At 47.3% G+C, this 12,936-nt stretch carries 15 protein-coding genes; 9 read left to right on the top strand and 6 right to left on the bottom strand.

All coding sequences use genetic code 11. The annotated features are described in order from the left end of the window. Nucleotides 1–82 precede the first annotated feature (82 nt). Together E4663_RS16130 and E4663_RS16125 are read right to left on the bottom strand one after the other, a co-directional pair. Nucleotides 83–1,072 (bottom strand): LacI family DNA-binding transcriptional regulator, encoded by a 990-nt coding sequence (locus E4663_RS16130; protein ID WP_135328370.1) that lies wholly within the window; start codon nucleotides 1,070–1,072, stop codon nucleotides 83–85. 247 nt (nucleotides 1,073–1,319) lie between these two features. Continuing rightward, nucleotides 1,320–1,553 carry a hypothetical protein gene (locus E4663_RS16125; protein ID WP_135328369.1) on the bottom strand — a complete coding sequence of 78 codons (234 nt, stop codon included), beginning with the start codon at nucleotides 1,551–1,553 and terminating at the stop codon, nucleotides 1,320–1,322. Between the two features lie 314 nt (nucleotides 1,554–1,867). Between E4663_RS16125 and E4663_RS16120 the strand changes: the two genes are divergently transcribed. From E4663_RS16120 to E4663_RS16105, 4 genes are all read left to right on the top strand, one after another. Then, nucleotides 1,868–3,163, top strand: coding sequence for a homoserine dehydrogenase (locus E4663_RS16120; protein ID WP_135328368.1), 1,296 nt, complete (start codon nucleotides 1,868–1,870; stop codon nucleotides 3,161–3,163). A 1-nt stretch (nucleotide 3,164) separates the two neighbouring features. Beyond that, on the top strand, nucleotides 3,165–4,220 hold the full coding sequence (gene thrC / locus E4663_RS16115; RefSeq protein ID WP_079478006.1) for a threonine synthase: 1,056 nt from the start codon (nucleotides 3,165–3,167) through the stop codon (nucleotides 4,218–4,220). Continuing rightward, a complete protein-coding gene (gene thrB, locus E4663_RS16110; RefSeq protein WP_135328367.1) occupies nucleotides 4,217–5,131 on the top strand; it encodes a homoserine kinase in 915 nt (304 codons plus the stop codon). The genes thrC and thrB overlap by 4 nt, the downstream gene beginning before the upstream one ends. Before the next feature lie 745 nt (nucleotides 5,132–5,876). Then, on the top strand, nucleotides 5,877–6,263 hold the full coding sequence (locus E4663_RS16105; protein WP_079478004.1) for a hypothetical protein: 387 nt from the start codon (nucleotides 5,877–5,879) through the stop codon (nucleotides 6,261–6,263). 45 nt (nucleotides 6,264–6,308) lie between these two features. Here the strand turns inward: E4663_RS16105 and E4663_RS16100 are convergent, their stop codons facing one another. Continuing rightward, nucleotides 6,309–6,800: a sigma-70 family RNA polymerase sigma factor gene (locus tag E4663_RS16100; RefSeq protein ID WP_135328366.1), complete on the bottom strand. Its 492-nt coding sequence runs from the start codon at nucleotides 6,798–6,800 to the stop codon at nucleotides 6,309–6,311. 191 nt (nucleotides 6,801–6,991) lie between these two features. On the opposite strand from E4663_RS16100, the gene E4663_RS16095 reads away from it, so the two are divergent. The 3 genes from E4663_RS16095 to E4663_RS20015 are packed head-to-tail and all read left to right on the top strand — an operon-like array spanning nucleotide 6,992 to nucleotide 7,989. Next, nucleotides 6,992–7,450 (top strand): sigma-70 family RNA polymerase sigma factor, encoded by a 459-nt coding sequence (locus E4663_RS16095; RefSeq protein ID WP_158290519.1) that lies wholly within the window; start codon nucleotides 6,992–6,994, stop codon nucleotides 7,448–7,450. A 52-nt stretch (nucleotides 7,451–7,502) separates the two neighbouring features. Next, on the top strand, nucleotides 7,503–7,790 hold the full coding sequence (locus tag E4663_RS16090; RefSeq protein ID WP_135328364.1) for a hypothetical protein: 288 nt from the start codon (nucleotides 7,503–7,505) through the stop codon (nucleotides 7,788–7,790). 37 nt (nucleotides 7,791–7,827) lie between these two features. Beyond that, nucleotides 7,828–7,989, top strand: a complete 162-nt coding sequence (locus tag E4663_RS20015; protein ID WP_168927360.1) for a hypothetical protein — start codon at nucleotides 7,828–7,830, stop codon at nucleotides 7,987–7,989. Nucleotides 7,990–8,266: 277 nt separating this feature from the next. Here E4663_RS20015 and E4663_RS16085 read toward each other — a convergent pair whose 3' ends face one another. Both E4663_RS16085 and E4663_RS16080 read right to left on the bottom strand, forming a co-directional pair. Next, the gene (locus E4663_RS16085; RefSeq protein ID WP_135328363.1) at nucleotides 8,267–9,160 is read right to left on the bottom strand and encodes an AEC family transporter; all 894 of its coding nucleotides are present in this window, start codon (nucleotides 9,158–9,160) and stop codon (nucleotides 8,267–8,269) included. Between the two features lie 572 nt (nucleotides 9,161–9,732). After that, a complete protein-coding gene (locus E4663_RS16080) occupies nucleotides 9,733–10,374 on the bottom strand; it encodes a M15 family metallopeptidase (RefSeq protein WP_135328362.1) in 642 nt (213 codons plus the stop codon). Between the two features lie 116 nt (nucleotides 10,375–10,490). Here E4663_RS16080 and E4663_RS16075 point away from each other — a divergent pair, with 116 nt between their 5' ends. Together E4663_RS16075 and E4663_RS16070 are read left to right on the top strand one after the other, a co-directional pair. Continuing rightward, nucleotides 10,491–11,297: a CHY zinc finger protein gene (locus E4663_RS16075; protein WP_079477998.1), complete on the top strand. Its 807-nt coding sequence runs from the start codon at nucleotides 10,491–10,493 to the stop codon at nucleotides 11,295–11,297. Nucleotides 11,298–11,369: 72 nt separating this feature from the next. After that, entirely contained in the window at nucleotides 11,370–12,089 is a 720-nt protein-coding gene (locus E4663_RS16070; protein WP_135328361.1) for a DsbA family oxidoreductase, read from the top strand. Between the two features lie 453 nt (nucleotides 12,090–12,542). Here E4663_RS16070 and E4663_RS16065 read toward each other — a convergent pair whose 3' ends face one another. Continuing rightward, nucleotides 12,543–12,893, bottom strand: a complete 351-nt coding sequence (locus E4663_RS16065) for a hypothetical protein (RefSeq protein ID WP_135328360.1) — start codon at nucleotides 12,891–12,893, stop codon at nucleotides 12,543–12,545. Nucleotides 12,894–12,936: the final 43 nt, after the last annotated feature.

Genomic DNA, 12,936 nt, shown 5'->3' with positions numbered 1-12,936 from the left:
AATAATTGAATTAGGAACACAAAAGATAAATGCTTAAAAAAGCAATGTGTGAACGATTACATGATTACGCTTACAGTTGGAACTATACACTATTTCTCATAATCAGTCTATAGGTCAATTCGAATTTTTTGTCTATTTTTTCATTTTTCAGTTGGCGAAGTAGCAATTCCGCCGCTTTCTTCCCGGCATCTTTGTTATGGTAATCGATTGTCGTCAAAGATGGTGTGATATATTTAGACAACGCGGAAGCACCGATGCCGACAACCGCCATCTCTTCTGGGATGGTGTAGCCTTGCTCTTTCAAGTACTCCATCGCTCCAATTGCCATACGGTCCGTTACGGCGAATAATGCAGTAGGCTCTTGCCCTTTGCTGCGTTTCAAAATGGACTTCATTTGTTCATAACCGGATTCGATGCTGAAATCGCCTTGCCCGATCCAGGTTTCCTGTATCTCGAGACCGTTCACCTTCATCTTATCTCGGTAAGCTTGTTCTCGTAGTCCACCGACAGATGGATCATCGTGTGTTACCCCGATAAAAGCGATGCGCTCGTGCCCTTTGTGGATGAGCATGTTCGTTAGGTCCGCAGCTGCATGGTAGTCGTCATAGACTAACGAGGGCACTCCCGGCAGTTCCTGCCCAATGGCAAGTACAGGGATGTCGATATTGTGAATCGCCTTGATCAGTTCTTCATTCACATTCGTTGCAAGCAGAATGATGCCGTCGACGTGACGGGTTTTCAACAAGCGGATATATTCGATCTCTTTTTGCTTATTCAGTTCTGTATCGGTCAATAGAATTTGGAAGCCTTCTTTGGCAAGCTCTTCATTGATTCCGTTGACGACTCTCGTGGACGTCTCGGTACTAAGGCGCGGTAATATAATGCCGATGACACCAGAGCGCTTTGTTCTAAGAGACTTGGCCGACTGGCTCGGCATGTAGCCGGTCTCTTCGACGATTTTCATGATGCGCTTCCTGACGTCTTCACTTACATAACCACTATTATTCAATGCTCTCGACACGGTCGTACGAGAGACTTTCGCCATTTGTGCGATATCGTTGATTGTTGTCATAGCTTTGGTCCTCCATGGAATCGTTTTCACCTTTATCGTAGAAGATATGTGGGGAATTGTCTAGAGGATCCGCTTGAAAAAAATGCGGAAGGAGCGACAAGGACAAAGGGTGTGGGGTAAATAGAAGTCTAAACGTAGCGATTGAATGGTGCAAAGCCAAGGAGATGAGTGCCTGTTCCAAACCGATATATAGACATATTACCGAATAAAAGAGGAAGCCGTCCTTCCGGTTGATGCGTTCCGTATGTCAGCCGATCGCTGAGCGGATACTGCTTCTGATATGCCGGTACATTTTCACATTACGCTGCGCAGGCTGAATGTCTGAATCGATGACTTCATCTGCCCGGTAGACGGCTTCCCTGCCCACTTGCTGGAACTCTTCCACTTTCCCGTCCAGCCCGTATTCCCCAATGATTTCTCTGATATACCCTTCATACACTCTCAGTGGACCGCGTAACGGTCCGAATGGCGTTTCGATCATACCTAACTCCTCCTTCTTTTGAACTATATAGTTATTATCAAACTATTTCCAAATTTAGTCAAGAACTGATTTTTTATAATAATTGTCGACTATTCTCTATATAAAGGGACAGAAATTAACTTTTTCATTATAGGAACTGCTGTTTTCTTTTCTTATTTTATTGTAAAAATAGGAAATCCCCTCTTTTCATTTTATCTCATAAATCTTAATATAAAGTTAATTCAGACATTTTCTTGTAAGTGCTTCTGGTTTCCGTTACAATGTCCTTTATATATAGAATATTGTACTCATCAAGTGGACAAGGAGTGTGAATGATGCAACAGACGATTACCGTGGGATTATTAGGGTTAGGAACCGTCGGAAGCGGGGTCATTGAGATCCTTCGCGACCATCAGGAACAGATTCAACATAAAACAGGGTGTGCCGTTACCATTAAATCGGCATTAGTCAGTGATTTATCGAAGCCGCGCGATCTACATGGCGAGGCTATTCAGCTGACCGATCGTTATGAAGATATTACACGCGATGCAGATATTGATGTCATCGTCGAAGTAATGGGTGGAATCGATCACACCTTACCAATATTATTAGAAGCTATTGAAAATAAGAAACATATCGTGACGGCGAACAAGGATCTGATCGCCCAGCACGGCGCTGCATTATATGAAGCGAGTCAACAGCATCAAACCGACCTTTATTATGAAGCGAGTGTTGCAGGTGGTATTCCTATCATACGCTCTATCATAGACGGCTTGGCTTCAGACCGTATTACGAAAATGATGGGAATCGTCAACGGAACGACGAACTACATCATGACGAAGATGGCCCAAGATGGCGTCGACTTCGATACCGTGCTGAAAGAGGCACAGGATCTCGGGTTTGCAGAAGCCGATCCGACCGCTGACGTAGATGGACTCGATGCCGCGCGTAAGATGGCGATCTTGTCGATTCTCGGATTCTCGATGCCTTTCCAACTCGATGATGTGGAGGTGAAAGGGATACGCGGGGTGACGCAAGACGATATCCGCTATGCAGAAGAGCTCGGGTATCGGATCAAATTGATTGGAGTGGCAGAACACGATGAAGCAGGCGTTGCCGTCAGCGTCGAACCGTGCCTACTCCCTGTCCAACATCCCCTCTCCTCTGTAAACGATGAGTTCAATGCCGTTTACGTTTACGGAGAAGCTGTCGGCGAAACGATGTTCTACGGTCCAGGAGCCGGTAAACTTCCGACCGCAACGGCCGTCGTCTCGGATTTGATTGCTGTCGTGAAAAACATCCGCCTCGGTACGACCGGTACGGACCAAGTACAGCCGCAGTTCCCGAACCAATTGAAAGATAAGAAAGAGAAACAGACGAAGAAGTATATCCGTCTCCAAGTTCTGGATGAACCTGGTGTACTGAATGAAATTACTCAAGTGTTCGCGGGATACGGCGTTTCATTCGACCAAGTGATCCAGCGTTCCACTGACCAGCCGGATCAGCGGGAACTTACGCTGATGACCCACCTTGTCAGTGACCAGGACATCGAACAGGCTACGCACGACCTTGAAGGCATGCGTTCCGTCTCAGCGATCAACAGCATTTATCGAGTAGAAGGAGGAAACTAACATGTGGCAAGGCTTACTTCATCAATACCGTGATTTATTACCGGTGACAGACCAGACTCCTGCTCTGACGCTTCACGAAGGGAATACACCGCTGCTTCCGATTCCTACTATTTCGAAAGAGTTCGGCATTGAAGGCTACGTGAAAATCGAAGGTGCCAACCCGACCGGATCTTTCAAGGACCGCGGTATGGTGATGGCGATGGCCAAAGCGATTGAAGAAGGTTCGAAAGCGGTCATCTGTGCGTCGACCGGAAATACGTCGGCTTCCGCTGCCGCTTTCGCCGCTCGCGCCGGTCTCCGCTGCATCGTCGTGATTCCCGATGGGAAGATTGCACAAGGTAAGCTCGCCCAAGCCGTCATGTACGGCGCTGAAATTTTCGCCATTAAAGGGAACTTCGACCAGGCTCTGCAGATGGTTCGTAAGATTGCCGAAGAAGAGCCGATCACGCTTGTAAACTCGGTGAACCCTTACCGGATTGAGGGCCAAAAGACGGCTGCTTTCGAAGTGTGCGATGCGCTCGGCGAAGCACCAGACGTCCTCTCCATCCCTGTCGGCAACGCTGGTAACATTACGGCTTACTGGAAAGGTTTCAAAGAATACCACGACAAGCACGGTTTTGGATTGCCGAAGATGGTCGGTCATGAAGCGAGCGGTTCCGCCGCTATCGTCCGCAACCAAGTGATAGAAGAGCCGGAGACGCTTGCGACCGCCATCCGTATCGGTAACCCTGCTAGTTGGAAAAAAGCCATCCAAGCGAAGGAAGAATCAGGCGGCTTAATTGATGAAGTGACAGATGACGAAATCGTCGAAGCTTATCAACTGCTCGCCGAGAAAGAAGGCGTATTCGCAGAACCCGCTTCGTGCGCTTCCATCGCCGGCATGATCAAACAGGTGAAAGCAGGTACGATTCCACAAGGCTCGAAAGTCGTCCATGTGCTGACAGGAAACGGACTGAAAGACCCGGTGACAGCGATTGATACTAGCCCAGTCAAACCGACGGTCATTGAAAACGACTTCCACGAGTTCAAGTCAGCGTTATCCGGAGTCACAACATGAATCCGTTCCGAATCCATGTCCCGGCCACTTCTGCGAACTTAGGACCGGGATTCGACTCGATCGGCATCGCCTTATCCAAATATGTCACGCTCGACTGCCAGCAAGCAGAAGACTGGCAGTTCATCGTACCGGAACAGGACCAAGCCTATATTCCATCCGGTAAAGACAACTTGATTTACAAGTCAGCGATTTACACGGCACAATCACAAGGTCATGAGTCACTTCCCGCTTGCGAGGTCCATTTGACGAGTGACGTCCCGATCGCACGCGGCCTCGGCAGCTCTTCTACTGCCGTCGTCGGTGGGATTGAACTCGCCGACCACCTGCTGGGACTCGGGCTTTCTTCTTTTGAAAAGTTGAAAGTCGCCTGCGATATCGAAGGGCATCCGGACAATGTCGCCCCTGCGATATTCGGTGGGATCATGATTTCTACTTTTGACGGAGAAAATCTCGATTACGTTCCTTTCACCGAAGGACTCGAGAAACTGACGTGGCTTGCCATCGTTCCGGATTATCATGTGGAAACGGAGAAAGCGAGACAATTGCTTCCGAGAGATCTTTCTTATAAAGATGCGGTCCATGCGAGCGGCACGGCGAATGTACTTGTCGCAGCGCTCGCCCAGCAAAATTGGCCACTTGCCGGGAAGATGATGACGCGTGATCAATGGCACCAGCCCTATCGCAAGCAATTGATTCCATGCTTCGAGGATGTTCAGCGGATCGTCGAGGAAGCTGGTTCGCTCGGCATGTACCTCAGTGGTGCCGGTCCAACTATGGTTGCCCTATTCGACCAGTTCGACCGTGACACACTCGATTACTTGTCCAGGAAGCTTGCGGATTACGCCGTCTATCCTTTGCAAGCGGATTTGAATGGTGTTTATACCGAACCTCATGCCGTATCTAAGAAATAAGCCATAAAAACAGACGCCTAAGGTGCTTCCTTAGGCGTCTCAGTGTGTCTATGGAGTATTTTCGGTTCTTCCAGGTGTAGAAAAGTGGTGTTGGAGAAACGGTTCGCTTTCCGCAGGCGTCCGGTGAGCCTCCTCGCTCCCTTCGGTCTCTGTGGGGGCTCACGCTGTACTCCGATCCTGCAGGAGTCTACCCGTTTCTCCAACACCGTTACAAAATCAGCAGGAACCTCTTATGCTTCCCGACCAAGAATAGCTAGCAATAATGGCCCACACTAAGGGAATTTCCACTCATAAACGCACGGTTTTGTTTGCGCTAACTATGGATAAGGGGGCTGGAAAACAACTCGACTCCTGTGGGATGCACGGGATAGTCGAGATCCCGCAGAGAGCAAAGCGATCGAGGAAGCTCGACACTCGCCCACGGAAAGCGAGTTGTTTTCCAGACCACGAAACACTATGCTTCCTAACAAAACCAAACTATACACTTCTTCAACAACCTACGCCTAAGACGCTTCCTTAGGCGTCTGTTTATGGTTGAAAAAGTAAAAGGTACATTTCATTACCTTACCATACATATTCTTTCTAACTTATTCGTCTCTTCCAATATTGGGGCATGTTAGTATACTATTATTTTACAAAACGTTCAATTAAACAAAAAAATAAAAAAAATCATTATAGAATACTATTAAAGTTGTACATTTTTGTATACAATGTGAGTAGATAATAAAAAGAAGGGGATATAGATATGGCAAAAAAGAGTAAACAATACGACTACGACTTGGAAGAAGTAAAACGCCTGATCGGCGAGACCGACAAGAATTACCGCGAGATCTCAGCCGAAACTGGCTGCCCTTACGCGAGTGTCGTCTATCACGGCAGAAAGATCCGCGGACGCGTTAACCGCTCGCATAAGTATGACGCGATGGAGCAGACTACTCCATCTCCGGCATCTTTGCAAATGCCTGTCTTCACGGAAGAAGCGCAGAGCACATCATACGAAACTTCTGGGACTACGTTAAGTATCTCCCGCAAAGACATATCAATCGACGATGCACAAGCGGAAGCTGAGAGAATGATTCAAGCAGCTCGAGCGCTCGGATTGAACAGAATCAACCTTACAATAGAAAAATAATCGAGATCCGCGCATGGACTGACTACCCATGCGCGCTTTTTTATGTCATTCGACTCGAAGCCCTTCTTTCAACTTCCTGCGCGCATGTCTCCCCCAGTTTTTCACAGCGTCCCGCGAAACGCCCTCTAGTGCTGCAATTTGTTCCACAGAATAGTCCTTGATGATGAAATAGGTTACCCACTTCCATTGATTATCAGATAAGAGTCCCTTCACTTGTTCCCACAACTCATGGTCGACCATATAATCTTCGACAGAACAGCATTCTTCCTCGGATCTCTGATCACGATATGCCTGGTCGTTATCCTGTTGGCGGGAGAGTTTCCGTATGTAGTCGATCAGGGCATTGCGAATTTTCCAATTGGCGTAGGTGGAGAAAGCCCCCTTCTTCTCATCATGTGTAAGAGCTGCCTGCCATAATGCTTCTTGTCCGACGGCATAATACTCGCCTGTACCGTCATAAATATGTAAGTGATGAATATGAAAATGTATCCGCTCTTTATTCTCCGACAAAATACGCTCGAACCTGATATCATCCACTGCAACGAACCACCTTTTCCTATTATTTCCTTTCTACTACTATAATCGTTATAAAAACGCTTTTTGGTGTCACGTTTTTGCGAAAAATTCAATTTTTATCCAATTTTGTTGTTAAAAAGTGAATTTTGTACTAGAAAATACTTCCATTTAATATGTATTTAGATAATAATAGAATAGAAAGGAGGGAACCTATGAAAATCCCGACATTCGTAGAGTGTGAGAAATTCTTGTATGCTTCTCTACGGAAATTCGGCATCGCCGAACCGTTTGATGACTTCCTGCAGGACGCGTATTTCATCTACCATTCATGCTGTGAAAAGTATGACGGGTCCTTAAGCAAATTCACTACCTACTTCGTGTACAAATTCGAGTATCACCTCAAGTCCTACCTCAGAGATGAACACAGAAAACGACAGACGCTCCACTTACTTCACAGTCCGCCTATGGTCGAATGTCCAATGGATGAGCCACTCCTTCTCCTAGATATCCTCCACCACCATCGCTTGACCCCACTGGAGCAAGAGATTTTTCTTCTTTCGTACAAAGGCCTTCCGATGAGCCTTATCGCCACTCGAAAACAGATCAGTTTATCCACCGTCAAACGGACCCGTAAGCAAATCAAACAAAAACTACTGTTGGATGCTGTTTAAGCATTTTCAGAAAAGGGAATTCTAGTAGTATTACACGAACGGAGGAATCGTATTGGAACAACCTTCTCGTTCTCTCGTACCTTTGAAGAAGATTTGGTTAGATGACACACCGACTGGCTTTACCCATGCATTCGTCGAGCGCCTCGCTTATGAATGGATGATCGAAATCGTAAACCCCGTCCCTATCCCCCTCATGGAAAACCGGGAGTATGTACTGACCCTTTCTTTCGAAGAGCAGGACGGCTATTTCTTCTCTTCTTTGAATATCGAATCGTTCGAGATTGCAGAAGGAAATGATTTTACCGTGTACAGATTTTTTATGTATCCGGCCGATCAATGATATAGTGGTAACAGTCTGAACGAAAGGAAGAGTCGTTTTGGTTTACTTAATTTTCGCGTTGTTCTTTCTCGGTTATTTCCTAGTTGGCTCCCTCACTGATATGGTGGAGCTTTCCTCGATTGCAGCTATGATAAGTATTGTGTTTGTTTTCGGGAATATATATATGTTCTGGAAAGAGAGAAAGAAAAAAGAAGACTAAAAAAGGAGTCCCGTATTGGGACTCCTTTTTGTATTTAGTGGATGTACTATCGGTTCTTCCAAGTTGAAGAGTAGCGGTGTTGGAGAAACGGTTCGCTTTCCACCGGCGGTCGGTGAGCTTCCTCGTTCGCTCGCTCACTGCGGGATCTCACACTGTCCTATTATCCGGTAGGAGTCTACCCGTTTCTCCAACACCTCAGCTAGGACTAGAAGGAACCTCTTCTATTTTTTCTATGAGGTACGTCCTTTTCTAGTCTTACAAAACCATTATTCCTCGCCTAAATAATCGTAAGGACAATGGGGATTGTCAGGACGCTTATTAGGGTGGTGACTAGGGTGATGCTGGATACTAGGTCTGGTTTGGCGTCGAATTGGACGGCGTACATCGTTGTTGTAGCGGCGGATGGCATGGCGGTCGCTACGATCAAGACGCTTGCCATCAGGTCGCTCATCGGGAGAACGATGGTGAGTGCCCAGGCAATCAGTGGTGAACCGACAAGGCGCAGGCTGGCTGCGAAAGATATTTTGCTCCAGTCGAGATTCTTCACCGTGATATTAGCAAGCTGCATCCCTAGTAGAATCATAATCGTCGGAATCGTCGCGTTCCCGACCAAATCTATACTCGACATGAAGTTATCTGATATTGGAATGCCTGTGTATTTGAAAAGTAAGGCGATCCACACGGCGTGGGTCGGTGGCATTTTCAGTACGGTTTTGACAGCCATGCTGATTCCGGTCGTTCCTTTCGCTGCGTAATAAACGCCGAAGAAGTTCATGACGATTTGTTGCAGCACCATGAAGGAGACGGCATAAACGAACCCTTCGTCGCCGAACGCGAACAAGATAATTGGTGAACCATAGTTCCCCGCGTTCATGAATGCAGTTGATAGAATCGTGCCACTTTCGGTTGCTGTGTCGTACCGAAGTACTTTGGCAGCGATTTTATTGATAAAAATAATAGCAAATAAAAGTAGTATGGAAAATACGATCATCATGAAATAGTCTCGATCGAATTCCGCGTTATAGAACGTCTCGAAGACTAAGCAAGGTAACATGATATAGAGAGCCACCGTTGAGATGGACTTGATTTCGAGTTTCAGGATTTTCTGAAGTGCATAGCCGGATGCGAATACTAGAATGACTGGAAGGACTACTTGAAAGAAGATCCCCATTTCCGACTCCCCCTCTCAAACTTTATAACTGTAATAGTTTATCAGAATATGGGATTTGATGATACCGAAATGCAACGTGGTTGAGAAGAAGTGGGGAGAATGGTTTTGTTATGAAATGTAGTGTGTCGTGGTCTGGAAAACAACTCGCTTTCCGTGGGCGAGTGTCGAGCTTCCTCGCTCGCTTTGCACGCTGTGGGATCTCGACTATCCCGTGCATCCCACAGGAGTCTCGTCGTTTTCCATCCCACTTCGCGACGTACGTGCGAACAAAACCTACGCTAATGAGTGGAGATTCCCATACGTGTGGACTATAATAAACCCCTATTCTTGGTCCGGAAGCATAAGAGGTTCACACTTATTTTAGTGAGGTGTTGGAGAAACGGGGAGACTCCTGCAGGACCGGAGTACAGCGTGAGACCCCACAGAGACCAAAGGGAGCGAGGAGGCTCACCGGACGCCTGCGGAAAGCGGACCGTTTCTCCAACACCACTTTCCCACACATCGAAGAACCGAGAATACTTACTCGACACCCTGAAAACCCTATCTTCTATCTAGAAGATAGGGTTTTTGTATTAATGTCTACTCAATAACGATTGCGTGATTGGTCCGACGAGTCCGTCTACTTCGATGGCATGATCCTCCTGGAACTGTTTGACGGCTGCTTCTGTGCGGGGGCCGAAGCTTCCGTCTATTTTTAAATGGTAGCCGCTTGCACAGAGGGTCCGTTGAAGTTCTGATACAGCTCGTCCTTTGTCCCCTCGCCTGAGAACATCGTACGATGATTCCGACCACTCCAAATGTGGATAATCAGGAAAAGAGCTCCAGTCCCCTCCCCATAAGAACCCGATTTCTTTTGCAATGGCTGCCACCCGCTTCCAACGATTATCGACGTTCCACAATGCTTTCGAACCGTCAGACGTCACTAGGAAAAAGTCGACAGCGCGTCCTTCGTTGTGTACGCTTTGGCCTGGTTTGGCATTCGTGACAATGGGACCAGCGCTTCCGTAAGACTTCCCTCTCCACACATAATCCTTCCTGCCTTGTCCGTATAAAGCAGCCTGCCTCTCAAGAGAGCGATACCCTGACGAGATTTGTACGCATATTTTTTCTTCATAAGCTCGTGCGATCAGTAGTAATGCTTTTTCTTTGACGATGGGTTTCACTTTGCCCATCCGCTCTGCACTCCGTTTTTTCAACGTTTGTAATGCAATCATGTCATCCCCTCCTGCTTCTATAATCGAAGCAAGTCGAGAAAAGGTAGCATGATTCCGGCGATTGATTTATACAATGATACAAAAGGCTTGGACTTTTTCAGAAAGGAAGATCGCTTATGATTTGTGTTCATTGTCAATACGAACAAGAAGCCGGCAACTACTGCAACGTGTGTGGCACACCTTTCTACGATTCATTGATGGTCCCGGAAGATGGGCCGGTCTATGAAGTATTGGACGCCGCCGAACCGCGGAGCGAATTCCGTTCAACCCGTCACGAGAAAGATAAAATTCCCTTCTCCACGTATTTGAAAGAACACCTAAAACAGCCTGGTAAAGGGTTTGCGGCAGAGGAAGACATGTTTACGTATGGGCTGATGGTTATCGTGTTCTACATGTTCGCCTTTGCGTTGAGCTTCTATTTCTTGGCGAACAAACTCTACACGATCATGTTGGGCGGCCTTGCTACGCTATTCACGGAAACCGGATACCAACAGTCGCTCCCTTTTCTCAACTTGACGTCCACCATCCTATTCTTCATCGCCTTGTTCACCTTCTCTACTTTGTTCTGTCTGTACGTCGCGGCGAAATGGATGGGGGAAGGTCTGTCGGTGCGGTTGCTCGTGGCACAGTTCGGCAGCGTCATCTTACCGTTTACGCTCGTGAACATTCTCGCACTATGCTTCGGCCTTGCCGGTGCTGGTGGTTTGACGCTTTTCACAACTGGGGTATCGCTCTTCTTCCTCATTGCGATCATGCCTGCTCTACTCATCTACCACAGAGGGATGCGTAGCTCTAGAACATTGAATATCGTCTATTGGAGTATCGGAACGACGGGTGCTTCGATGTTGATTTCTTATTTGATTATCCGTTATTTCATCATCGATTTCGTCAAGCAGCTACAGGACGTCGCACCGTTCCTGTAGAGAAACAGATTGATGGCTTTCATTATCGAACGGGCGTACAATGGAAGTGAATCTTGATACGAGGTGATGATGATGAAAATCGAAGTATGGTCAGATTTTGTCTGCCCGTTTTGTTATATAGGAAAAGCTAGACTGGAGAATGCGCTGGAAGCATTCCCACAAAAAGATCAGGTTGAATTAGTGTTCAAAAGCTTTGAACTCGATCCTCAAGCAGAGAAGAACACAGGACAGAACATCCATGAAAAATTGGCTGCCAAATACGGCCGTTCCCTTGAAGAAGCGCGCGGCATGACGGCAAACATGACGGAACAAGCGAAAATGGAAGGGCTTGATTTCCGCTTTGACGACATGGTGCCAACGAACACCTTCGACGCTCACCGTATTGCGAAGCTAGCGGAATCGAAAGGAATCGGATTGACTGTCGCTCAACGCTTCTTCCAAGCTGTCTTCACAGATGGCGAAGACGTCGGTGACCACGACACACTGATCCGCCTTGCTACAGAAGCTGGGTTAGACGAAAGCAACGTGAAAGAGACGCTTGAAAGTGATGCGTTCACGGAGCAAGTACGTTCTGAACAAGGCGAAGCTTATCAAATCGGCGTCCAAGGCGTACCTTTCTTCGTCATCAACCGTAAGTACGCTATTTCTGGCGCCCAGCCGAAAGAAACATTCACGCAAGCGTTGGAGAAAGCTTTTGAAGAAGAAAAAGCGACACCTCAATTTGAGACGTTTTCTCAAAATGAAGATGCCGCTTGTACGGAAGATGGCTGCGAAGTCCCGAAAAATCAATAAGTCATATGAAAAAGCCTCGCTGAATAGCGAGGCTTTTCTAGTGTTGAGACGTCGGTTCTACTAGATATTGTAGCCCGGGTTTGGAGAAACGGGTCGCTTTCCACGGGCGTCCGCTGAGCCTCCTCACTCCCATCCGGTCGTTGCGGGGTCTCAGACTGTACTATGTTCCCGTAGGAGTCTCCCCGTTTCTCCAACCCCTTTACGTTAACGAGTCTGAACCTCTTTTGCTTCCTTTTATATGTATGTAGAGCAATTGATTTCTTAATAGGGTAGGTTCTGTTCCCACACATTTGAACAAAGTGGGGTGGAAAACGACGACACTCCTGCGGGATTATACGGACAACGGCGAGATCCCCGAAGGCGAAGCCTGAGGTAGCTCGGCGTCCGCCGCGGAAAGGGAGTTGTTTTCCACCCCACGCCCCACTAACTCTAAAAACAGAACCGTTCTCCAGTTTACTTTAATTGCTGCAAAACCATACCCTCGAGAACATGAACATCCGTCGATCGAAACCGTATCCCCTGATTGTCGATGATGAGGATGCTTCCATCCCCCACATTCAACCCCGTTTCATACTCCTCATCCAACACTTGATGCTTCACATGCGCTTGAATCCCTTTACGGAGGAGTAATGATTTCAGCGGCTGGAATTCCGATTTCGGTATAGGTTCTTCCTCATAGAAAACGACGATGTTCCACTCTTTCTCGGTCGTTGTCAAAAATGGGTTGAGCAACTGTTGGGTCGAGACCTCGCCCCCGCATCCGACAAGCAGAAGGAAGATACATAGCATGGCGCTTCGCTTCATGGCGTCACCTTCTTTTTGTACTATCCTACGCTTGTCTTCCTCG

It is taken from the genome of Halobacillus salinus (assembly GCF_004684905.1).
Classification (GTDB): Bacteria; Bacillota; Bacilli; order Bacillales; family Halobacillaceae; genus Halobacillus; species Halobacillus salinus.
The sequence above is the reverse complement of the archived record's forward strand: the minus strand, read 5'-3'. Positions and strand labels throughout refer to the sequence as shown.

Bases quoted from the DNA above. Each gene is read 5' to 3' on its own strand.
- E4663_RS16095 (WP_158290519.1), top strand. From the start codon at position 6,992: ATGAAAATCCCGACATTCGTAGAGTGTGAGAAATTCTTGTATGCTTCT.
- E4663_RS16080 (WP_135328362.1), bottom strand. From the start codon at position 10,374: ATGATTGCATTACAAACGTTGAAAAAACGGAGTGCAGAGCGGATGGGC.
- E4663_RS16105 (WP_079478004.1), top strand. From the start codon at position 5,877: ATGGCAAAAAAGAGTAAACAATACGACTACGACTTGGAAGAAGTAAAA.
- E4663_RS16070 (WP_135328361.1), top strand. From the start codon at position 11,370: ATGAAAATCGAAGTATGGTCAGATTTTGTCTGCCCGTTTTGTTATATA.
- E4663_RS16075 (WP_079477998.1), top strand. From the start codon at position 10,491: ATGATTTGTGTTCATTGTCAATACGAACAAGAAGCCGGCAACTACTGC.
- E4663_RS16130 (WP_135328370.1), bottom strand. From the start codon at position 1,072: ATGACAACAATCAACGATATCGCACAAATGGCGAAAGTCTCTCGTACG.
- thrB (WP_135328367.1), top strand. From the start codon at position 4,217: ATGAATCCGTTCCGAATCCATGTCCCGGCCACTTCTGCGAACTTAGGA.
- thrC (WP_079478006.1), top strand. From the start codon at position 3,165: ATGTGGCAAGGCTTACTTCATCAATACCGTGATTTATTACCGGTGACA.
- E4663_RS16085 (WP_135328363.1), bottom strand. From the start codon at position 9,160: ATGGGGATCTTCTTTCAAGTAGTCCTTCCAGTCATTCTAGTATTCGCA.
- E4663_RS16125 (WP_135328369.1), bottom strand. From the start codon at position 1,553: ATGATCGAAACGCCATTCGGACCGTTACGCGGTCCACTGAGAGTGTAT.
- E4663_RS16120 (WP_135328368.1), top strand. From the start codon at position 1,868: ATGCAACAGACGATTACCGTGGGATTATTAGGGTTAGGAACCGTCGGA.
- E4663_RS16065 (WP_135328360.1), bottom strand. From the start codon at position 12,893: ATGAAGCGAAGCGCCATGCTATGTATCTTCCTTCTGCTTGTCGGATGC.